Source organism: Pseudoalteromonas sp. MT33b (genome assembly GCF_014117385.1).
In the GTDB taxonomy this organism is placed as follows: Bacteria; Pseudomonadota; Gammaproteobacteria; order Enterobacterales; family Alteromonadaceae; genus Pseudoalteromonas; species Pseudoalteromonas lipolytica.
This window is the reverse complement of record NZ_CP059831.1, coordinates 1,903,769-1,926,604: the sequence shown is the minus strand read 5'-3', so window position 1 is coordinate 1,926,604 and position 22,836 is coordinate 1,903,769. Positions and strand designations below refer to the sequence as shown.

14 protein-coding genes are annotated in these 22,836 nt (G+C 41.2%); 11 read left to right on the top strand and 3 right to left on the bottom strand.

The genetic code is table 11. The features are described 5' to 3' along the window. Nucleotides 1–1,854, top strand: coding sequence for an alkaline phosphatase D family protein (locus H3302_RS08825; RefSeq protein ID WP_182394950.1), 1,854 nt, complete (start codon nucleotides 1–3; stop codon nucleotides 1,852–1,854). On the opposite strand, the gene H3302_RS08820 is transcribed toward H3302_RS08825, so the two are convergent. Continuing rightward, nucleotides 1,851–2,666, bottom strand: coding sequence for a polysaccharide deacetylase family protein (locus H3302_RS08820; RefSeq protein WP_182394948.1), 816 nt, complete (start codon nucleotides 2,664–2,666; stop codon nucleotides 1,851–1,853). The genes H3302_RS08825 and H3302_RS08820 overlap by 4 nt on opposite strands. A 310-nt stretch (nucleotides 2,667–2,976) precedes the next feature. Then, on the bottom strand, nucleotides 2,977–4,416 hold the full coding sequence (rsmF, locus tag H3302_RS08815) for a 16S rRNA (cytosine(1407)-C(5))-methyltransferase RsmF (RefSeq protein WP_182394946.1): 1,440 nt from the start codon (nucleotides 4,414–4,416) through the stop codon (nucleotides 2,977–2,979). Nucleotides 4,417–4,697: 281 nt separating this feature from the next. On the opposite strand from rsmF, the gene H3302_RS08810 reads away from it, so the two are divergent. From H3302_RS08810 to H3302_RS08775, 8 genes are all read left to right on the top strand, one after another. After that, nucleotides 4,698–5,399: a GntR family transcriptional regulator gene (locus H3302_RS08810; RefSeq protein ID WP_036968009.1), complete on the top strand. Its 702-nt coding sequence runs from the start codon at nucleotides 4,698–4,700 to the stop codon at nucleotides 5,397–5,399. An 87-nt stretch (nucleotides 5,400–5,486) separates the two neighbouring features. Beyond that, entirely contained in the window at nucleotides 5,487–6,362 is an 876-nt protein-coding gene (gene prpB, locus H3302_RS08805; protein WP_036968012.1) for a methylisocitrate lyase, read from the top strand. A 24-nt stretch (nucleotides 6,363–6,386) separates the two neighbouring features. Further along, nucleotides 6,387–7,511, top strand: coding sequence for a 2-methylcitrate synthase (gene prpC / locus H3302_RS08800; protein WP_118844358.1), 1,125 nt, complete (start codon nucleotides 6,387–6,389; stop codon nucleotides 7,509–7,511). 116 nt (nucleotides 7,512–7,627) lie between these two features. Next, the gene (acnD, locus tag H3302_RS08795) at nucleotides 7,628–10,219 is read left to right on the top strand and encodes a Fe/S-dependent 2-methylisocitrate dehydratase AcnD (protein ID WP_036968020.1); all 2,592 of its coding nucleotides are present in this window, start codon (nucleotides 7,628–7,630) and stop codon (nucleotides 10,217–10,219) included. Between the two features lie 2 nt (nucleotides 10,220–10,221). After that, nucleotides 10,222–11,391, top strand: coding sequence for a 2-methylaconitate cis-trans isomerase PrpF (prpF, locus tag H3302_RS08790; RefSeq protein WP_182394944.1), 1,170 nt, complete (start codon nucleotides 10,222–10,224; stop codon nucleotides 11,389–11,391). Between the two features lie 362 nt (nucleotides 11,392–11,753). Then, on the top strand, nucleotides 11,754–14,828 hold the full coding sequence (locus H3302_RS08785; protein WP_182394942.1) for a hypothetical protein: 3,075 nt from the start codon (nucleotides 11,754–11,756) through the stop codon (nucleotides 14,826–14,828). A gap of 59 nt (nucleotides 14,829–14,887) precedes the next feature. After that, nucleotides 14,888–15,979: a hypothetical protein gene (locus H3302_RS08780; protein WP_075593509.1), complete on the top strand. Its 1,092-nt coding sequence runs from the start codon at nucleotides 14,888–14,890 to the stop codon at nucleotides 15,977–15,979. Nucleotides 15,980–15,988: 9 nt separating this feature from the next. Next, on the top strand, nucleotides 15,989–17,896 hold the full coding sequence (locus H3302_RS08775) for a hypothetical protein (RefSeq protein ID WP_182394939.1): 1,908 nt from the start codon (nucleotides 15,989–15,991) through the stop codon (nucleotides 17,894–17,896). Here the strand turns inward: H3302_RS08775 and H3302_RS08770 are convergent. Beyond that, nucleotides 17,872–18,780: an ABC transporter substrate-binding protein gene (locus H3302_RS08770; protein WP_182394938.1), complete on the bottom strand. Its 909-nt coding sequence runs from the start codon at nucleotides 18,778–18,780 to the stop codon at nucleotides 17,872–17,874. The genes H3302_RS08775 and H3302_RS08770 overlap by 25 nt on opposite strands. A 288-nt stretch (nucleotides 18,781–19,068) precedes the next feature. Between H3302_RS08770 and bla the strand changes: the two genes are divergently transcribed. After that, nucleotides 19,069–19,824 carry a subclass B1 metallo-beta-lactamase gene (gene bla, locus H3302_RS08765; RefSeq protein WP_182394936.1) on the top strand — a complete coding sequence of 252 codons (756 nt, stop codon included), beginning with the start codon at nucleotides 19,069–19,071 and terminating at the stop codon, nucleotides 19,822–19,824. 264 nt (nucleotides 19,825–20,088) lie between these two features. Then, a complete protein-coding gene (locus H3302_RS08760; RefSeq protein ID WP_036968029.1) occupies nucleotides 20,089–22,779 on the top strand; it encodes a TonB-dependent receptor in 2,691 nt (896 codons plus the stop codon). The last annotated feature ends 57 nt before the right edge of the window (nucleotides 22,780–22,836 follow it).

Sequence of the window (22,836 nt, the reverse complement as noted above, 5' to 3'; positions counted from 1 at the left end):
ATGACCGGCGTATCAAATTTACCTCAACTTATTATGGGGCCTATGGTACGCCGTGCAGATCCTCATCAAGTTTGTTTTCAGTTTGTAACAACCCGAAATAGTGATTATAGAATTGAGTTTGAGGGCCTTGAATCTACCTGTCAGCATGAGGTCATTCAATTAGGCGAGGCTCTCTTTCTTTACTATGTCATTGTTTTACCAACCTCACAGCCATTTGGGGTTGATTCACTGATCTATTATTCACTTCATGATCGTGATAAAAGCCTCGATTTATCTGCATTTTGCTACGAACGTGCCGATTTTCCTGCATTTGTAATTCCTAATAGACTCGATAAAATCTTACATGGTTCGTGCCGTAACCCCCATCATCCTGCTAAAGATAGTTTGGTGGCAGCCGACACGTGGCAAAATGAGCAGCGACAATCGCTAAACGCGGGTGCTGATTTACTTTTGTTATCGGGTGATCAAGTATACGCAGATGATGTTGCAGGGCCGATGTTACTGGCGATAGAAAAAATCATAACGCTGTTTGGGATCTTTAAAGAGCCGCCGCTTAAGCTCAATTTACCCGCTTGTTTTAGCGAACAGCTTTATAGTCGCCATCTTTATTTACCTAAAGTGCCTTGGCAAAATCGCAGCAAATGGGGAGTCGGTTATTGGCTAAAAAAAGATGAGCCTCATTTTTCTAGTTTAAAAGCTGAAAATCATTTAGTACATTTTCAAGAGTTCATTGCACTTTATATACTTAACTTTAGTGCTGTTTCGTGGCAGCTAATTGATTTTGCACAGACAGATTGCCCAACACTGCCGCCTAAACACGCCACGCAATTTCAGCTTGAAAAGGATGCACTCCTTGGCTTTGCGGATGGGTTGAATAAAACACAGCGGTTGTTTGCTAATGTATCAACCCTGATGATGTTTGACGACCATGATGTCACAGATGACTGGAATTTAACGGCAGGGTGGGAGCACGCTATCTATCAACACCCAGTCAGCCGACGAATCGTTAATAACGGTTTAATAAGTTATTGGTTAATGCAAGGGGTTGGTAATGATGCGGGTGAAAAAACGCTGTCTTTGTTATCTGCGTTCACAAAAAGCTTTGATGGCCAAACATGGCAGTTCAAAGAGTTCGATAAGCTGATCCTCAATTTTAATTATTGGCATTACGAGCTCAATACCATTCCTAAAGTGGTGGTGCTTGATACGCGCACCCATCGCTGGCGTAATGAGCAAAACTTTAATGAGCCTTCAGGTTTACTCGACTGGGAACGCTTAACCGAACTTGAAGAAAGCTTACTTTCGCATGATAAGGTTATTATCGTTTCTCCAGCGCCCGTATTTGGGGTGAAATCAATAGAAGCGATTCAGGCTATGTTTAATTTTTGTGGTCAGCCTTTATTAGTTGATGTTGAAAACTGGATGGCTCACGAAGGCTCTGCTAAAAAGTTACTCGATACATTTCGGCGTGAAGATACACCGAAAGAAACATTAATTCTTTCTGGCGATGTCCATTATTCATTTTGTTTTTCTGTTCAAAAGCGCTTTGGGAAACATAAAAACCGTATTTGGCAATTAACGGCCAGTGGTATTAAAAATGAGTTCCCGAGAAAACTTATTAACGTACTCGATAAGCTTGATTCAATTTTATATGCCCCGAAAAGTCCCCTTAACTTTTTTACTAAGCGCTGGCAGATGGAAGTTGATAAACATCAAACCAAAGGCGACGGGCAAAAATACCTTGTAAGTAATGCGGCTATCAGCTTGATTGAACTTAATGACGGGTTGCTTGCAAAGTATGAGCTTATTCACGCTGATAACCAAATTACTGAGTTTGATTTAAATGATCATTAATCAATTTCTTGTCGGTTAGCTTTTACATATTTAGCCACGTTACTCACGGTATCAAGCCAAAAACCATTGTCTGGGTTTTGTAAATACACGATAAGCTTCTCAAGTGCTTCGCTGTCTGTGGTGTACTGACTGCTTTTACCCACCTCATGCCCCGCAAGAATAATCCAGCTGTTATTTGTACGGTGCTGCTCAAGCATGGCTTTTATTTGTTCAAAGGTAAGGCCATCAATCGCTAAGCTAGTAAGCTGAGTAAAATCGGTAAAATTAGGGTTGTTGGCTGTTTCATCTAGCCAAGTTCGACCTGTTTCGAAGTGCTTGGCAATAACAGGCACATAACTTTTTGTGTTAGCACTACGCCCTACAAATGTGTTTCCACACGGATATGCGAACGAGGTTGGTTCAATGCCCAACGTATGCTTGATATAGTCTTGCGCTTTTAGAATATCTTGTTCTATGCCTTTGAGCGTAATTTGCTCAAGAGAAACCCCCTGTTTACGCAACCACTCAAAATTGCCGGTGCATAAATGGCTGGTAGTGTGGTTCGCTATCTCATGCCCAGACTTTACTGCCATTTGCCATTTTTCAACGCGTTCTTTGACATTAAAAGGGGAGACATAAAAGGTGGCCTTAACCTGATACTTGTCTAATAGTGCTAACCCTGTGTCTACCTGACTGTGTCTGGCATCATCAAAGGAAATACTAATGGCGTTCTTTGCCTTATTCGGATAGCTAAAGCCTTCGTATTGGCTGTTTTTCGCAATACTTTGGAAGCTAATAAAAACGGGAAGTAATACACACAGCGGTTTTAACATGGAGGATCCTTTTTAGTTATTTTATTAATGAAATCAAAAAGGATTATGTTTGGCTATGCGACTTTTGAATAAAAAACGCCCAGAACGAATCCGCATTGTTCTGGGCTTAGGGGGTGGCTCTTGCGAGCCTGCGCTAACTTTAAAAAAACACCTTCTAAATTCAGTAGGGAGAAGTAGAAAGTACTTTTAAGTGTAGTTAATGAGATGAAAATTGCACTATAAATGTACAAATTTTATACTGGTTTAAAATCAAGTTGTTACCTTTGTTTACCCAAAGTAGAACCGTGTTTATGCAACGTTTATTCGCATGTTATACCCATGTTATCAACTGGGTATTTTGCACGAGATCGCGTGGTAAAGAGTTTTTAATTTTATTTTTTTGCCATTTACCTAAACCCACGGGACAGCCACACAGCAATAACACAACTTCACCATTGTCTTGAACCGGTTTCTCAAGACGTATATCTTTACCATTGAAGTAATCATTTGCTTGAGAAGCTGTCATTTCATAAGTGTTTTTATCGCAATCTTGGCCAAATACTGTGGCAAACTCATGCGTTAAGCGCACACCCCCTTTATGGATCACACCAATTTGGATTCCTAAGCGGGAATATTTGATTTTATCTTGAAGTGCATTAAAGGATTCAGGAAATAACCAAAGTTCTTTGTCACGCTGCATTAAGCTGCCTGGCAGTGATTTTAGACCGAACTGTTTTTTAATTGTTTGCATAAATGCTTGGCTTTGTTTTTTATCAAACGCCGTAAATGGAAATGCCCCTTTTTTGACTTTTTGATTCGGGTTATCAACTGAAGCTACTTTTTTGAATTTTGCGATAAAGAAGCCTTCGCTATCGTATGTTTGTGGCCATACGTGTAAGTAGCCCTCAGGGGTTGTCGCCTTATTTGCCCCTTCGAATAAACAATCAAGTGGCTGTACTTCAACACAGTTAGGAAATGTGTCTAATAAATACTGACAAACATGCTGGTTTTCAAGTGGGGTTAGGGTACAGGTTGAATAAACGAGTGTACCGCCAGGCTTCAATGCATAAAACGCACTTTTAATGAGTGCTTTTTGAACCGCTGCAATATCGATGTTAGATTCAATGGACCAATTTTTAAGGGCGTCTGCATCTTTACGAACGGTGCCTTCACCAGAACACGGTGCGTCGAGTAAAATGCTATCAAAGCATTCATACATGTAATCACCAAAGATCACACCATCAAAATGTGACAGCGCACAGTTACCCACGCCCATGCGTTTAAGTGTGGCAGCCAGTACTTTTAAGCGTGATGACGACAATTCATTCGCGACTAAAACCCCTTGATTATTCATCATGGCGGCAATTTGTGATGTTTTAGAACCCGGCGCCGACGCCATATCAAGTACCGCATCGCTGTGCTGTACTTCTGTTCTAAGTGCAACCGGGGGGAGCATTGAGCTTGCTTCTTGTACATACATAGCGCCACTTAAATGCAAGTCAGTATTGCCTATGGCAAGAGCGGATTCCTCTTCGCTTGGTCGTGTTAACCAAAACCCTTCTTCGCACCACGGAATGGCCTTTAACTCCCAGCCTTTGCGTGCGCATTGGCGCTGAAACTCTTCAACAGACATCTTTAAAGTATTAACGCGTACAGAGCGTCTGAGCGGGCGCCTACAGGCAGCAATAAAATCGTCTAGGGATAAATGTGCAGGAAGGTAGCTTTTTACATCATCAATAAATGAATCGGGAATAAATGTATTAGCGTCCACGAAAGGGCTCTCAAGTCACGTGATAATGTGCTGATCATATCATTTTTGATGTGTACGGGGGACTTTTTTATAGTTTTACACGTATGACTAAACTGTCGACACTTCACCCCTATAAACACTGTTTATTGTCAATATTTTCAAAAGATATCACTTTATGTCGACATTTAGCTGTTTTTTTAGCCTGTTTTCATGGTCTGAAGGTTGACAGTTTATACGATAGCGCGCATAGTGACGTTATTAATTGTCGACAATCTAAATTCAGCACGTTTAAAGAAGTGACTATGACAGAGCAAAAAGCCAACGATAACTATAACGATATCACGATAACGACAGCGTCAGACCAAGTGTTTGTCGACATGCGCCGTGAAATAGTTCAAGGCACTATTGAACAGGGTAGTAAAATTTCTGAGCCTGAACTTGCGAAGCGTTATGGCGTTAGTCGCGCTACATTACGTGAAGCACTTAATCGTTTAGAAAGTTGCTACTTAGTTGAACGTAAAGCAAACGTGGGTTGTCGTGTTGTGGCACTGACTGCTGAGCGACTTATTGAAGTGTATCAGGTTCGCAGTGCGCTTGAAGGGCTTGCGTGTCGTTTAGCTGCCGACAATATGGAGCCACAAGAAGTGCAAGGTTTAAAGCAGTTACTTAATCAACACTTGCAAACACAACGTGTCAAAGAAGGTGAATCTTACTACCAAGAAGCGGGTGACCTTGATTTTCATTATCGCATAATCAAAGGCTCTAAAAACGCACACTTAATTCATCTTTTATGTAATGAGTTGTATCAGTTAATCCGTATGTACCGTGTACAAATGGGCATGGCGGGGCCTCGCGTATCAAAGGCTTTTGATGAGCATCTTGCAATTATTAATGCCATTGAAAATCATGATGGGGAGTTAGCTGAAATGCTAATGAAGCGCCATATAAGTGCATCTCAGGCCAATATACAGACTAAGTTTGATTTACACGCGGCAAAAAAATAGCCGAGTTGTCGTCAAACCGTCACAGATTAATTTTAAAAATTAGACACAGCCAAAGAGCTGTGACCGTTCAAAGATAGGAGTTATCCAATGTCAGCAGGATTAAAGTTCAAACAGGCGATAGCCAACAATAAGCCACTGCAAGTGGTCGGCACTGTCAATGCGTATTGTGCCATGATGGCTGAAAAAACAGGCCACCAAGCGTTATACCTCTCAGGCGCTGGTGTGGCTAATGCATCATACGGCATGCCAGATTTAGGCATGACCAGCCTAGACAACGTACTTGAAGATATTCGTCGAATTACCAGCGCTACCGACTTACCGCTTCTTGTTGATGCCGATACAGGCTGGGGCGGGGCATTTAACATTGCGCGTACAGTTAAAGAAATGACGAAAGCGGGCGCGGCGGGTTTTCATATTGAAGACCAAGTAGCACAAAAGCGCTGTGGTCATCGTCCAAATAAAGAAATCGTTTCTAAAGATGAAATGGTTGACCGTATTAAAGCCGCGGTTGATGCAAAAACGGATAGCGATTTTTACATTATGGCGCGTACTGATGCATTCCAAAAAGAAGGCCTAAATGCAGCTATCGACCGTGCAGCAGCCTGTGTTGAAGCGGGCGCTGACGCAATCTTTGCTGAAGCAGTTCATGATTTAGCCGATTATCAAGCGTTTGCGAAAGCGTTAAATGTGCCAATCCTTGCGAATATCACAGAATTTGGTCAAACACCGATTTATACCAAAGAGCAGTTAAGTGAAGTGGGTGTTGAAATGGTGCTTTACCCATTAAGTGCATTCAGAGCCATGAACAAAGCAGCACTTAACGTGTATGCATCTATTCTTAACGAAGGCTCACAACAAAGCCAAATCGATAATATGCAAACACGTGCTGAGTTATATGAGTTTTTAGACTATCACTCATATGAAAATACACTTGATAACCTTTTCTCAGCTAAAAAATCATAACGACAACATTGAAGGAGAACACTCATGGTAGATAAAGCATTAGGCGGCGCAGGTTTACGTGGTCAAGTAGCAGGTGAAACAGCTCTGTGTACGGTAGGTAAGTCAGGCTCTGGTTTAACGTATTGTGGTTATGATATTAGTGAACTGGCTGATAAAGCCCAGTTTGAAGAAGTCTCTTTTTTACTATCGCGCGGTGAATTACCAACAACCGCAGAACTTACTGAATATAAAGCTAAGTTAAAAACACTTCGTGGTTTACCAGACGCACTAAAAACAGTACTAGAAAATATTCCTAAAGATGCACACCCTATGGATGTTATGCGTACGGGTTGCTCTATGCTAGGTAACCTAGAAATGGAGCAAGATTTTAGTGAAGCCAATGATGCAATCGACCGCATGGTGGCTGTATTCCCAAGCATTATTTGTTACTGGTACCGTTTTAGTCATGACGGTGTACGTATTAATACTGAAACAGATGATGATTCGGTTGGCGCACATTTCTTACATTTGTTACATGACAAAGCGCCATCGGCATTATTTGAGCAAGTAATGAATGTTTCGCTCATTTTATACGCAGAGCACGAGTTTAATGCATCGACATTCACAGCGCGTGTGTGTGCTTCAACTTTGTCTGATATTCATTCATGTGTGACAGGTGCAATTGGTAGTTTGCGTGGTCCACTGCATGGTGGTGCGAATGAAGCTGCGATGGATATGATTGAAAGCTTTACGAGTGCCGATCAAGCTGAAGAAGCATTAATGGGCATGCTTGAGCGCAAAGATAAGATTATGGGTTTTGGTCATGCCATTTACCGCGAGTCTGACCCACGTAACGTGATCATCAAAAAATGGTCTGAAAAACTGGCAGCAGAAGTGGGTGATACTGTGTTATACCCGGTATCTGTTCGTTGTGAAGAAGTTATGTGGCGCGAGAAAAAATTGTTCTGTAACGCTGATTTCTTCCATGCATCAGCGTATCACTTCATGGACATTCCAACGAAGTTATTCACGCCTATTTTCGTGATGAGCCGTGTAACAGGTTGGACTGCTCATGTTAAAGAGCAGCGTGCTAATAACCGTATTATCCGCCCAAGCGCTGATTACACGGGCCCAGAAGCACGAAGCTATACGCCAATTACTGAGCGTTAATAACACCAATCAAACCAATGACAGGGGCGGCCAAGCCGCCCTTTTATAAAAGGGCATAAAAACACTAAAAACAAGCCCAACTTCCTTCATCGTCACCAAGTACAAGTAGAGTCATCATGAATACAGAATTTAGAAAACCATTAGCAGGCACCGGCGTTGATTATTTTGATACTCGCGCTGCTGTTGATGCTATTAAGCCAGGCAGCTACGCCACACTTCCTTACACATCACGCGTATTAGCTGAAAACTTAGTTCGTCGCTGTGAACCTGAAATGTTAAACGATGCACTTTCGCAATTAATTGAACGTAAACGTGACCTAGATTTTCCGTGGTTTCCTGCACGTGTCGTGTGTCATGACATTTTAGGCCAAACAGCGCTGGTTGATTTAGCCGGTTTACGCGATGCAATTGCCGCGAAAGGCGGCGATCCTGCGAAAGTAAACCCAGTGGTACCTACTCAATTAATCGTTGACCATTCATTAGCAGTAGAACACGCAGGTTTTGAACCCGATGCGTTTGAAAAAAATCGCGCCATTGAAGATCGTCGTAACGATGATCGCTTTCACTTTATAAACTGGACAAAAACGGCATTTAAGAACATTGATGTTATTCCACCGGGTAACGGCATCATGCACCAAATCAACTTAGAGAAAATGTCGCCTGTTATTCAAAAACGTGATGGCGTTGCATTTCCAGATACCTTAGTCGGCACAGACAGCCATACTCCTATGGTTGATGCATTAGGCGTTATTGCTGTAGGCGTGGGCGGGCTTGAAGCTGAAAGCGTCATGCTTGGCCGTGCTTCGTACATGCGCTTACCTGATATTGTTGGTGTTGAACTTACCGGTAAACCACAACCAGGTATTACTGCAACCGATATCGTACTTGCGATCACGGAGTTTTTACGTAACGAGAAAGTTGTTTCAACTTACCTTGAGTTTTATGGTGAAGGGGCTGATGCACTGACGTTAGGTGACCGTGCAACGATTTCAAACATGACACCTGAATTTGGTGCCACAGCAGCTATGTTCTATATTGACGACAACACACTTGATTACTTGCGTCTAACCGGCCGCGAAGAAGAGCAAGTTAAGCTGGTGGAAACCTATGCAAAAGAAACTGGCTTGTGGAGCGATAGTTTAAAAACGGCTGAATATGAACGTGTTTTAACGTTCGATTTATCATCCGTTGGCCGTAATATTGCGGGCCCATCTAATCCACACCGTCGTGTTGCAACCAGTGACCTTGCTAAAGCAGGGATCACAGGGGTTGTTGAAAATGAAGCAGGCTTAATGCCTGATGGTGCATGTATTATCGCAGCAATTACGAGCTGTACTAATACCAGTAATCCGCGTAACGTGATTGCTGCTGGTTTACTTGCGCGCAATGCGAACGCGAAAGGTTTATCACGTAAACCGTGGGTTAAAACCTCTTTGGCACCAGGTTCTAAAGCGGTTAAATCATACCTTGAAGAAGCCAATTTATTACCAGAGCTTGAAAAGTTAGGCTTTGGCATTGTGGCATTTGCATGCACAACCTGTAATGGGATGAGTGGCGCGCTTGATCCTAAAATTCAACAAGAAATTATTGACCGTGACTTATACGCAACTGCTGTGTTGTCGGGTAACCGTAACTTCGATGGTCGTATTCACCCTTATGCCAAACAAGCGTTCCTTGCGTCACCTCCCTTAGTGGTTGCTTATGCCATTGCAGGTACTATTCGTTTTGACATCGAAAAAGACGTATTGGGAATCGATTCACACGGCAACGAAATCCGCTTAATGGATCTATGGCCATCAGATGAAGAAATTGATGCAGTGATTAAACAAAGCGTTAAACCTGAACAATTTAGAAAGGTTTACGAGCCTATGTTTGATTTAAGTGTTGATTATGGTGAAGACAACGACCCACTTTATCAATGGCGTCCGCAAAGCACTTATATTCGTCGCCCGCCATATTGGGAAGGTGCATTGGCTGGTGAGCGTAGTTTAACTGATATGCGTGCATTAGCTGTATTAGGTGACAATATTACGACTGATCACTTATCACCCTCGAATGCAATCTTAGCATCAAGTGCTGCGGGTGAGTACCTTGCTAAAATGGGCTTACCCGAAGAAGACTTTAACTCGTATGCTACTCACCGAGGGGATCACTTAACTGCTCAACGTGCAACGTTTGCAAACCCTAAACTATTGAACGAAATGGTTAAAGAAAATGGTGAAATAAAGCAAGGTTCTTATGCTCGTATTGAGCCTGAAGGTAAAGTGACCCGTATGTGGGAGGCTATCGAAACCTACATGGCGCGTAAACAACCACTCATCATTGTGGCGGGTGCTGATTATGGTCAAGGTTCATCACGTGACTGGGCTGCAAAAGGAGTTCGTCTTGCTGGTGTACAAGTTATTGCTGCAGAAGGCTTTGAGCGAATTCACCGCACAAACCTTATTGGTATGGGTGTGTTACCACTTGAATTTAAAGCGGGCACAACACGAACTACATTAGGCATTGATGGTAGTGAGACCTTTAGCGTTAAAGGCGAGCCAACACCTGGTGCGACATTAACTCTGCTCATTACACGCACAAGTGGTGAGGTGGTTGAAGTACCGATGACCTGTCGCTTAGACACAGCCGAAGAAGTATCAATATACTCAGCTGGTGGTGTACTTCAGCGCTTTGCTCAAGACTTTTTAGAGTCTGAGGAGCATTAATTATGGCCTTTAAACCACAAATTAAAGTGCCTGCTACTTATATGCGTGGCGGCACCAGTAAAGGGGTGTTCTTTAATTTAACTGATTTACCTGAACCTGCCCAAGAGGCAGGTGAAGCACGCGATAATTTACTTCTGCGTGTTATTGGTAGCCCAGATCCATACGGTAAACAAACGGATGGTATGGGGGGAGCTACATCAAGCACCAGTAAAACCGTTATTTTATCGAAGAGCAGCAAGGACGATCACGATGTTGATTATCTTTTTGGTCAAGTTGCTATCGATAAGGCATTCGTTGATTGGAGTGGTAACTGCGGTAACTTAACCTCTGCAGTGGGCGCATTTGCGGTGAGTAATGGCTTGGTTGATGCCAGCAAGATTCCAGATAACGGCGTTGTAGAAGTTAAAGTTTGGCAAGTAAATATTAGTAAAACCATCATTGTACATGTCCCCATTACCCATGGTGAAGTTCAAGAAACAGGTGATTTTGAACTAGATGGTGTGACATTCCCTGCAGCCGAAGTAAAGCTTGAGTTTATGGATCCGGCTGATGGTGAAGGCGCGTTATTCCCAACGGGTAATCTCGTTGATGAACTCGACGTTCCGGGCGTTGGGGTGCTATCTGCGACCATGATTAATGCGGGTATTCCTACTGTATTTATTAATGCCAGTGAAATCGGTTATGACGGTACTGAGCTTCAAGATGCTATCAATAGTGATGCTTCAGTCCTTGAAAAGCTAGAAACAATTCGTGCCTATGGTGCGCTAAAAATGGGTTTAATTCAGCACGTAGAGGAAGCTAAATCACGCCAGCATACACCCAAAGTTGCGTGGGTTGCACCCGCTAAAAGCTACCATGCATCCAGTGGAAAAGAAGTAACAGCCGACAGTATTGATTTACTCGTTCGTGCTATGTCGATGGGTAAACTGCATCATGCCATGATGGGCACGGCAGCGGTTGCTATTGGCACTGCAGCTGCGATACCCGGCACCTTAGTAAATCAAGCTGCAGGTGGCGGACAGCGCCATGAAGTAAATTTTGGGCACCCATCGGGTACGTTAAAAGTGGGAGCCGCAGCAGAACGAGTTGGTGAAGATTGGCAAGTAACAAAAGCCAGTATGAGCCGCAGTGCGCGAGTACTCATGGAAGGGTGGGTAAGAGTGCCAGCTTAACAGCTTTCAGTTACAAAAAGTTACATTGTAAATGTGAATAATTGTAAACAGGGATAACGCCTTATGGCACTGTTTTTAGTTATTCACATTTTTTTTTGTAATTTACGGAGGGTTTTTATGTAACCTAATGAAAATCAATGTCTTATTTTTTATTTCTTAGATGAAATACTCTGTGTATTTCTGCATTTTATATTCCATTTTCTTATGAATGTCATAAACATCCGTTATTTTGTCACGCCATAAAAAGGAATTATGCCTGCATAGTTTCTCGGTTACGTTTAATTAATGTTTGATAATAAATTGTAACCTAGTATTTTATTACTGCTAAGCTACAGAAGTAGCCATTAAGGAGAATAACGACAATGCGAATTAATAAATTTACCCCGATAGCAGCTTCTGTTGCTTTATCACTTGGGTTAACGGGTTGTAATTGGTTTGACGACGACAATAAAAAAGAAACAGTCAAGCCGGTTCAAACATTTGAAGGTTCAGCTTCTGCAAGCTTTGGAACAGAAGTAACAGGTCGAGCTGTAAAAGGCTCATTATCAAACGCAGCGGTCGTTGTCAAAACGATGAATGATGCAGGAGAGATGATACCGGTTGCATTTCGTTTAGCAGCTTCTGCAGACGAATCGTTTACAGCAACTGCTAACACACAAGCTGAAGCTGATGCGATGGCAAAAGCAAAAGTTCTTGCTGCAAACCCAGAGTCAGTTTTAACGGCAATGAATGGTGGTTACTCACTATTTGTTGAAGATGATTTTACTGGACCATTATATATCACAGTTACAACCTCATCTGAAGGTGATGACAGTATGGTCAAATGTGACTCTTTCACAGGATGTGGCGACTACGATACAGCACCAGGTGTATCAGAAGAAGCGGGCATGGAAAACAATGGTGATAGCAACATCGATTTCGGCGAGTGGTATAAAGACGATGTAACATTGCAAGTTGTTAAATTTATAAGTGCTCCTGCTGCAGCGGCATCTGTTCGTGGTATGAGTTATGCTGAAGGCGAAAATAAGTCAACTCAGTATTTTGCTAATTTAACGTTGTTTACCAGTATTGCTGCAGAGCTTCTACTTGAAGGTGCGGGTAACGGTGAAGCAATTTCTGAAGACGCAATCTCTCAAGCAAGTCTAAAAACATTAATTCAACTACTTGGTCCCGATACTGCCATTGAGGCTGCAGCCTTGTTAGCTGATATTTCAACAGGTGGTGCGGTAGATTTTACCGAACTTGAAGACGGTGATTCATTAGACGCGGGTACATTAGCGCTAATTCAAACTGCTATATCTCTACAATCAATGGCTGGCACGGGTACAAACGGTTCGCTTAATGAACTGATGTCACAGCTTGCTAAAGGTGTTTCTGATGGCAAAGTCGCCGATAATGATGATGATACTGTCAAAGCGGTTGCTGCGGCATTACAACAATCGGTAATTAATACGAGTTTAATTTTTGCAGCCCTTGTAACAGGTGAAGGTGTTGACGAAGCTTTTGCCGCGGTAGCTCAAAGCTTAGGTATAACGGATTCTGACGCTATCGCAAAACTAAAATCGAAAGCAACGAAAGCTGTTGAAAAAGTAGTAAAAGACGCTAAGAAAGCAGGCGCTGATGATGAGCTTAAAGAAACAGCTAAGAATGTAAAAGATGCGCTAAGTAAGATTGGTTGTTCTGGTGAAGAATGTGATGCTGGGGATGACTTTGATTCGAAAGCTGCACAAAAACTAAATGAAAAAGTGATTGAAGCCCAAGCTGATCTAGATGCTGTGATGGCTCTTATTGATACTGCGCAAGCGTCACTTGCCGATGTTACTGAATTAGGTGATGCAGGACTTGAGACCAATGAGCAAGTAATAGCATATAGTTCAGCGGTATATTTACTAAATGGTAATGTAGATACTTACACGGTATGGCAGAAGCAATTAAAATCAGTTAAATCTAAGATGAATGGTATTGCGAAAGCAGCTGCGGCATTTGCAGCTAAAAATAGTGATTACCAACAACTTGCAGATCAAGCTGCAAGTGTCCGTGATGCGGTAGCACAGGAATACGACAACGTTGTGTCATTGATTGCAGGTATCGAAGCTGAAGTTGTACGAGCAGATGAAGCGGTATCGGCATTAGGTTTAGAGTTTGAAGTAACGAAAGCGAATGCGGTAGCTGCAGCAGCTGCTGCACTTGAAGCCGCAACGGTTGCAATGACAGCTGATACAACTTTGGCTACTGCGATGATCGCCGTTGAAGCTGCTGATGTATCAAACCTTGAAAGTGCGACTGCGGCTTTAGAGGCAGCAGAACAAGCAATAGCGGCTGCAACAGACTCGCAAATGAAAGCTGCGGCTTCAATTTCTGCGTCTAATTTATCAACAGATGCTGCCAAAGCATTCAAGAAAGTCGCCACTGAAGCTGATGATATTGCAATGGCAGATGCGCAACTCGAAACTGCAGCAGCTGAACTTAAGTCAGCCGCTATGTATGCAGAAAACGCAGATGATGCACTATTAGCAGCACAAGCGCTTTATGATACTGCTATGGATGCAATTGCTAAGTTCACAGTATTAGTCGACGTGAAAGCGGGAACAGAGACTGTTACTCAAGCAACAATTCTTACGAAGTCAGGCGGTAAAGCACTTTTTGATAAAGCTGAAGTAATCTACGACATTCTAACAGAAGCTTGGGACTTAGGTGACGAAGCCGACAATGTACAGTCTACTCGTTTCCCTGAATGGACATACAGCTTTGATAAAGATGCGTTAGAGTTATCGTTGTCTAACGACACAACATCTGAAATGATCAGTGTTAATGGTGTTATTGAAACAGATACACTTGTGTTCGCATTTGGTGGTACAGTTACCACCGAAGATGGAGTCACCGTTATCGTTGAAACGCTTGAGGATACAGCGCAAGCAACGCAAGATTGTGTTGATGTAAAAGACGGTAAGATCGCTGCAGATTTATCTGATTCATGTTTGATTGTTAAATTTAACGATGAGATATCTTCAGATACATTAGTGGATGGTGAAGTTGAAACTATCGAAGCATGGTCTCGAGTTCAAGTAACTGATGGCGATTCTGGCTTTACGGGGATGTTAAGTTTAGAAGGCTCTGATCTAACTAGTCTTGCTAATATTAAAGCATCAGGTATGACCGGTGACACTGAATTTACGGCGATGATTGGCTTAGACAGTGCTGTTGATGAGATGGAAACATACATGGTCAGCGTAGAGCTTCATAACGATATTGCTTATATGATGTCACTCAGTGCTGTTGAAAGTGCTGACTTCTCTGGTTCTGTTGATGCATTATATTCAGGGAAAATGATGAAGTTTGGTACAGTGACTGAAATTACCAATGGTATCTCTATAGAATATATTGATGGTGAAGTTATTGACTACACTGATATTAGTTTTTTAGACATGACTAAGTAATAACGCAGTATAAAAAAGAGGGGAGCTTGCTCCCCTTTATAATAATAAGTGGATAAACTATGAAAAAAACACTACTTGTTATGGCTATAACAAGCTCTTTATTTTCTTCCTTTACAGCTGCCGCAGAGCCAACTACTTTTTTCACCACCCTAGATGCAGAAGTTTACACTGAATCTCAACCTGTAAAGTCTTTTATAGATGACTTTGATGCTCCTTTAAAAAGCGGAGATAGTGCGTTTACTTTTAATATTTTTGAGTTAGGTATTAAAACCCGAAATTATACAGTGGGTGTACAAAGTCGATTTGATTACTTGCTTGAATTTGATCCTGATACCGCACGATACTTACACACAGAAAAAAATGATCTGCCGTTTGAAGAACGTGATTATCGTTATTTTTTAGACGGCAAACAAGCAACTACTAATGGTGTTTTTGTCGCTTATGATTTTAAATTTTTAGATAATAATGCGCTGACAATTACCCCCAAAATCACCATTTTTTCAAGTGCACATTTCCAAGACGCCAAGGTCGATGGCACGGTGTTTAGTGATGAAATTCAAGGAGCTTTGGAGGTTGATTATTATTACTCTAAGGACCTACTTTTTAAGCGATTTACTTCAGATGAAAACCCGACCGGTTTAGGCTATAGCTTCGATCTAAATATTAATTGGCAAATTACACCAGAGCTAGAGTTGAATGTACAAGCTCAAGACCTCGCGTATGAAACAGAATATAAAGAGGCGGGTTTTGTTCAAGGCTATACAACCGAAGTGCCATTCACTGAAAGTGAGAGTGGTAGCATCATTACTGAGCCTACAATAAGGCTTACTACCTCAGCGAATGGTCATGAGGTTGATCATACATTTGAAATGCCAGTACGACTAAAAGCATCATTAAATTATCGTATTAACAACGCATTCTCTGCGCATTTAATGGCTAAACAAATAAAAAGTGACACGTTTACTCAAGTAACTGGACGCTATCATTTTGCAGATACATGGAAACTACTTGGTGGATATGAGAGTAACAGCCAGGCATTTTTAGTCGGAATCGAAAATGAATACATAGGGTTAACTTTGCAAACTGATAGCTTAGATTTAGACGAAGCATATTATGCAAATTTGAATTGGTTTGTTAGAGTGAATTTCTAAGGATAAAGCATGGTAAAAAGAATAGCGCCCTTAGGCATTTTTTTATTTTTGGTAGGATGCGGAAGCTCATCAGAGCAAAACATCGTACCCGAACAAGTCGTGATTAAAACTACCTCGACAGCAAACTTCTACATTGCGCCATGGCAGTCAAATGCTGGCACGCTGATACTTACAAATAACGCAAGTGGTGAACGACAAACGTTTGAAACTTCAGATCTCAATAGTTTAGATATCTCACTAACGAGTCTAGCAAATTATTCAGTTGAGTTTGTATCAAATGATGACTTTGTTTTGTGTCCAAGTTATGAAGGGTGCGGCAGAACGTATCGTGACAATCCTGATGACACAAACGTAAATCGTCAAATTGATTTTGAAGAAGTTTTACCGCTTTCGTTAGATTACAGTGCGTCATTTTTTGCAGCTCCTGGTGAAAATAGGCTATTTTTATCGCCAGTCAGTGCCGTAATTAGCGCTCAAAAGCTAGATGTTACATCACAGAGCGTTAGCGCAACTCCATTTTATCACTTAACACATAGCCAATTGAATGATTCATTAGAAGCTGAACTATTAACTAACGCGTTAAGTTTTGGAGTCATTTTAAAGCGTGCGGCTGAATTAGAAGCAAACTTATCGCAACCTGAGCTTATTGAACTTGAAAGCCAGGCGCAAATTTCACGCTTCCCTGAGTACGCGCAGTATGCAAATCGCTATATTCGTGAAAATTTATTGAATGTAAAAGGAAATCAACTTATTCAAACGGTTGTGGGGAATTTAAAGCAACGTTTAGTTGGATTAGGCAAGGTTTCTGAACTTTCAGCATTAGATGAACACCCCCCCATACTTCAATCGCGCGAATTATTGGATGATATTCGTAATGTTATCGGCGTCGTAAGGTTACAAGAACAACAATACAGCGCTGAGTTGTCGTCACATTTAAATGGCTTCACGAATGCATTGGATGATGATTCACAGTCGGTTGTAGTTGCATTAGCAAATGTACTATTTGATGTTCTCTCAAATGTATCGCCCGCAGATGATACCTTACCGGGACTTTATACTGTAAATGGTCTTACAGTGCAGTATCAACATTCCCCTTATCGATGGTCAATTTCAGGGCAATACGATGGCATCGATGTGAATATGGATATAAACGTTCCTCAATGGCGGATTAGTAGTCTACTAGGAAATCAAATAACAGGCGTTATGAGCGCCCAAATGAGCAGCAATGAGACTCAGTTATTGGTTGATATTAGTGAGTTACTGTTATCGTTTGATGGAACGGATGATCCCTTTACAATTTTAAGTGAGGACTCTACTGGTGAAGGGACTCTTAATACAGATATTACCTTAGTAAAAAAAGACAGCGAACTTGTAGGAAACCTAAACTTGACACTTAATCGCTTTGTGTCACCGTTTGAAGAGTTGCTTACTATTGTATCTGACTTTGATCTTGATGGTGAGTTTTCAACCGCATCGAAAACAACATCATTTAATCTTCAGGCTATTGAGGCTACGCCTTTTATAAATGAGGAAACTGAAAACCTTGTTTTCGCATTACATTTAGGCACGCCACTAAATGGTGCTACAGATTTTGAGTTTGGCTTTGTTGGTAAGTTAACTGCTTTAGCGCAGTTGACGAATACAGATATATTTATCAGGCAGAATAGCCGAGCACTGGATATTAACCTACGAACTGTTGGTAATAATGTAAACGCGGTTATCAAAGGTGCTGATGGCCGATGGTTAGATTTGAAACAAAAAGGACGTAATTTTAGTGGTGGACTTTATTTTGGAGATACCCAGATTGGTGATGTTACTACTGTGAGGGGGCACCCGGTATCTTGTTCCCTGATGGTACGTTTGAATCATTATTTTAAGTTAAGAAGCGGCATTCATGCCGCTTTTTCGACTCCATAGCATTGCTGTTTTATCTTTTTAATGAAGTTTTCAAATTGGCCGCTTTGTCGTTTTTGCTTGATCTCGTCATTTAAATCTTTCAGTACTTTTTGCCAGTGCGGTATTGATTTACTAATAGAAAAATAGAGGGGCTTATATTCAAGTTTTGGTTCAAGCGCAACCAATGATTCAATGATTTGTCTTTTGCCATTAATCGATAACTCTGATTTATAAACACTGGCTTTAAGCACTTCAAGATCTGCAACAATGAGACTAACGCGATTGCTTAGTAGTAGGTGGATAAGTTGGTACTCATTGTTTGCAACGATGGTGTCAATTTGTTTATTATCAATCATTTCATCAAGTTGCTGAGTGTTTTTGTAAGATCTGACAACGCCAATCACCTGGTCTTTAACAGAGTTTAGGTCGCCATTAAAACGAATTTGGTTTCCTTTCAAGGCAACAAATGAGAGATCCCCACCAGGAATCGGTTGGCTGAGAGCTAATAACTCGTTGCGTGTCTTGTCTAAAAAGTTATCTGAAATAACCGTGCTTTCAATAAAGTATTCAGGAAAAAGGATGTCTGCTTTGCCAAGCTCTGCCTCCCTCACTGCCCGTGCCCATGGGTAGAAGCCGATATAGACGCCATAGCCTTTTTTAAGCAAAGATTGAATTGTAAACTGGTAAAGCCAGCCTTTGTTACATAGGTGTTCATCGATATAGGGTGGCCAATCAAGCGTAACAAGCCTTAATACATGTTCGGCATTTACGTTGTAACCATAGCCGCCTTTGTAGCGTACCGCATTTTTGGTAATGACTTCTCCATCTTTTTCATAGGTCACGGGTGTAAGCATTGCAACCACTTGAGTAGAGAAGAAAAAAAAGAGCATTACTAATAATTTCATATTTTTTCTAAGCATTTGTTATGTATATAAAGCTTAGCCTCTTGTTGCAAATATACAACATCGAAAAGTAACCGTGTAAATAGAATATACGCTTAAACGAGTTGGCAGAATTAAAAGCAGGGAATAAAGGGCCGATGCACCCGTTTTTAATCACTGCTATCAGAGGCTGAACTAGGGCGAGCATTCGTATCGAGTAAATTGAGTCCACTTTTAAAATTAGCGTTGTTTTTGGTACAAAACGATCACGTAAAAAATTATAATATTATAACGTCAAGAAGATTAGGAATTATGATGATATTTAAAAGGATATTGGGTGTATTATTTTTTGTTGTTTGCGGTGTCTTTACTCAAAGTAGTTTAGCGAATATACACGCTGAGAATGAAGTCTTTATCACGAAAATAGATGAAGGCGTTTGGTTGCATACCTCTTTTTATGTTTATCCTAACGGGACAACATTCCCTTCGAATGGTTTGATTGTCAGGGAGGGGCAAAGTTTAACCCTGATCGACACAGCGTGGGGAGAGTTACAAACACAACAGTTATTAAGCGTCATTAACACAGAAATAAACTTGCCGATAACCAAGGCACTTGTCACTCATGCACATGCAGACCGAGCTTCAGGGGTTGATGTATTAGAAGCGCGTGGTATTAAAGTGTATTCTCACCCTTTGACGCAGCAATTGACAATTGAGCAAGGGACTGCTGTGCCAAACAATGTGATAGCCGAACTTGCAACAGTCGGTGCACAGGTGAAATTTGGCTCATTGAATGTGTTTTTCCCAGGCCCCGGTCATGCGATGGATAATATAATGGTATGGTTACCAGATAAACGTATCTTATACGCAGGCTGTGCGGTTCGTGCATTACAGTCTAACTCTGTAGGGAATATGGCCCATGGAGATATTCATTCATGGCTGAAAATTACTCAGCAGTTGAAGAATGATTACCAAAAATTACGAAGAGTGGTTCCCGGACACGGTGAAATAGGCGGGTTTGACTTATTGAGCCACACCGAAAAACTCATTCTCAATCAACTTAAGTAACGTCAAAACGTTGGGTTTTTAATAAAATTGTTAGGAATATTTCGCAATGATTAAAAGCCCAATGGCCCCCGTTTATCCCCCTTTTTTTACGCGTTAGAAAACCTAAATTCTGTCGCTAACCCTCTTTTATCTGAATCCAGTCTCGCTTTGTATTGTTTGAAACTCGCTTTGCCGAATTTGACTAGTAATGAAAAATGCTCCTTTAGATACTGTTAATTAAACGTAAAGACTTTAACACTAGAACACACATTAAAAAGGTCGAATATGCACACAATAAATAAAAAAGCTGTTGCTATCGCTGTCGCATTAGCATGCTCATTACCGGTATATGCACAAAATAATGATCAGCAAGATTCAAAATCTAAAGACGTTGAACAGCAGAATAGTGGGTTAGAAATTATCTCAGTAACGGCAACAAAACGTAAAACCAAATTGATGGAAACACCGGTGGCCATCACTGCACTTACAGAGGCTGAGCTTAAAAAAAATGGTGTAAATAACATAAAGGATATAGCGAACTTGGTGCCTAGCTTAGATATTTCTACAGCAACGGATCAATCTGCTCCTGTTATTTCAATGCGAGGCGTGCGTTCAACTAACTTAACTGAGTTAGGGGACCCTGCTGTTGGTGTTCATTTAGATGGTATTTATTCACCAAGAATGCAAGGTGCGCTTGCGCTGATGTATGATATTGACCGTGTTGAGGCGCTTCGTGGACCACAAGGTACTTTATTTGGCCGAAACTCGACGGTGGGAAGTATCAATGTGATTTCCGCCAAGCCTGAATTTGAAAACCAATATGGGCAGTTGAATATTGAAGCGGGCAAGTTTAATAGCCGCAGTATTGATGGCCTTATCAATATTCCAGTAACTGAAGAGTTTGCAGTTCGTTTTTCAGCTAAAGGCCTAAAGCGTGACTCTTACCTTGAGGGTTACTATGACCCTAACCAATATGACACGCGCCGACTTTCTGATGAGGTTTTAAATGCCCCTGTAATCTCTGAAGATTCATACCAAGGTGTTGGACAAACAGTGACACAAAGAGAAAACTGGTGGATTGATGGCGCAGGAACCGATCCTGAGGCTCAAAAAGTTCGTCAGTTAACAGCTGCAGATAAAAGTGATTTTTATAATAATGCAGATGAATATTCCTTCCGTATAAGTACACTTTGGGAGCCGTTGGATGGCAATTTTTCAAACCACACCGTTTTCCAAAAATATGTAAACGATAGCAATAATAACCTTGATTTAGTTAACTGCGATAAGTTACGTGGAAGACCCGCTGAAATGGGAGGTGATTGTACGAATTTCCTACCGAGTGATAACACGTATCAAGCCGTAGTTAATGTGCCAGGAAAGTTGAATCTAGACATAACATACCTTCGTAATACCTTTAACTACACCATAAATGATCAATATGATCTGGTGTGGTTAGTGGGATATGAAGATATGGAAAGGTCTTCAGCACAAGATAGCGAAGTTGGTTTAGACCCTTGGGATGGCGCTACTTATTTCCTAGATGGCACCGGAGCAGAATCATTTTCTACAGAATTACAACTGCAATCAGATGAATACGGCGACTTTATTTGGATTGTGGGTGCCAATTATTTTCATGAAAAAACAACCACAGTTGGTTATTACGATAATCCAATGGATGATAAAGCATTTTGGGATCAGCCAGACCGTTCAACAGATGCGTATGCTTTGTTTGGCCAAGGCACTTATAAATTAACTGAAAAGTTGCATGCGACATTTGGTTATCGCTTTAGTGATGAAACGAAGCAGGATAAAGGCGGTCGTACCTATCGTTGTTCAAATGCTGATGGCTGTGCTGTTGGTTGGTTAAATAGAACAGAGCTTAACAATCAACCTGTCGATTATTATGAAGATCCGTCTATTTATGCGTCGTACTTTGAAAACGACAATAAAGGAAGTTGGCAGCATCATGATTTTCGTGTTGGCTTAGATTATGACATCTCCGAAGAAACAATGCTCTATGCCTACCTTGCAAGCGGATTTAAAGCGGGTGGTATTGGTGATGTTTACGAAGTGGTTAATGATAGAACGGGTGAAGTAACTCGGTTTGAAACAAAGTTTGATCCCGAAGAAGTGCTGACCTGGGAATTCGGCGCAAAGTCTAGCTTTTTTGATAATTCATTGAACCTAAAAGCTGCATTTTTCTATACAGATTATACAGATATGCAATATGCGTCAGTGGGATCAATTGGTAATGTTGAGCGCTTGTCTGTTGTTGAAGATGAGGATGGGGCACCTGTAATCGGTGAAGATGGTCAGCCAATTCTTGATTATCAGAATCAGCCTGTAATTGCTTATTATACTCAAAACGTTCCGGGCTCTACGATTAAAGGTCTTGAGTTTGAATTTGACTGGAAACCCTATCCAAATGGGCGAATTACTGGTTATGTGACCTGGACTGAGGCAAAAATTACGGAAGATTGGCACACTAAATGGGATTATGATTCTGAGTATTTGTTTAATATTTCTTATGAAGAATCTAAAGACCCTGAAAATACATTGCTAACGACTAACCTTAGAGGTAATAACTTAGCAATGACGCCAAAATACACGGCTAACATTAGTTATACACATACCTTTGATTTGGGTGAATATGGATTTATTCATGGTTGGTTTAATGCCAGCTGGAAAGACAAAGCGTATACCACCGTGTGGAATCTCGATAAGCATTTGGATGATATGGATTTTGCAGTTTCAGACGAAGCAACTAAATACATAGACGATAGCCGCGATGCCTTTGCTGTATACAATGCCTCTTTAAAATATGAGCCAAAAGAGAAAAACTGGTATGCAGAAATGTTCATCAATAATGCATCAGATGAGACGATTCAATACTGGAACAATACCAGCAAGGGTATTCCTAAGGGCAGCTTTGGCATGCCTAGGTATTATGGTGTAAGAGCTGGATTTTCATTCTAACCCCTCTATTTTACGCTCCCATATTTTTAATATGGGAGCCAAATTATTTAAGGCATA

Bases quoted from the DNA above. Each gene is read 5' to 3' on its own strand.
- H3302_RS08825 (WP_182394950.1), top strand. From the start codon at position 1: ATGACCGGCGTATCAAATTTACCTCAACTTATTATGGGGCCTATGGTA.
- H3302_RS08820 (WP_182394948.1), bottom strand. From the start codon at position 2,666: ATGTTAAAACCGCTGTGTGTATTACTTCCCGTTTTTATTAGCTTCCAA.
- H3302_RS08810 (WP_036968009.1), top strand. From the start codon at position 4,698: ATGACAGAGCAAAAAGCCAACGATAACTATAACGATATCACGATAACG.
- prpB (WP_036968012.1), top strand. From the start codon at position 5,487: ATGTCAGCAGGATTAAAGTTCAAACAGGCGATAGCCAACAATAAGCCA.
- prpC (WP_118844358.1), top strand. From the start codon at position 6,387: ATGGTAGATAAAGCATTAGGCGGCGCAGGTTTACGTGGTCAAGTAGCA.
- acnD (WP_036968020.1), top strand. From the start codon at position 7,628: ATGAATACAGAATTTAGAAAACCATTAGCAGGCACCGGCGTTGATTAT.
- prpF (WP_182394944.1), top strand. From the start codon at position 10,222: ATGGCCTTTAAACCACAAATTAAAGTGCCTGCTACTTATATGCGTGGC.
- H3302_RS08785 (WP_182394942.1), top strand. From the start codon at position 11,754: ATGCGAATTAATAAATTTACCCCGATAGCAGCTTCTGTTGCTTTATCA.
- H3302_RS08780 (WP_075593509.1), top strand. From the start codon at position 14,888: ATGAAAAAAACACTACTTGTTATGGCTATAACAAGCTCTTTATTTTCT.
- H3302_RS08775 (WP_182394939.1), top strand. From the start codon at position 15,989: ATGGTAAAAAGAATAGCGCCCTTAGGCATTTTTTTATTTTTGGTAGGA.
- H3302_RS08770 (WP_182394938.1), bottom strand. From the start codon at position 18,780: ATGAAATTATTAGTAATGCTCTTTTTTTTCTTCTCTACTCAAGTGGTT.
- bla (WP_182394936.1), top strand. From the start codon at position 19,069: ATGATGATATTTAAAAGGATATTGGGTGTATTATTTTTTGTTGTTTGC.
- H3302_RS08760 (WP_036968029.1), top strand. From the start codon at position 20,089: ATGCACACAATAAATAAAAAAGCTGTTGCTATCGCTGTCGCATTAGCA.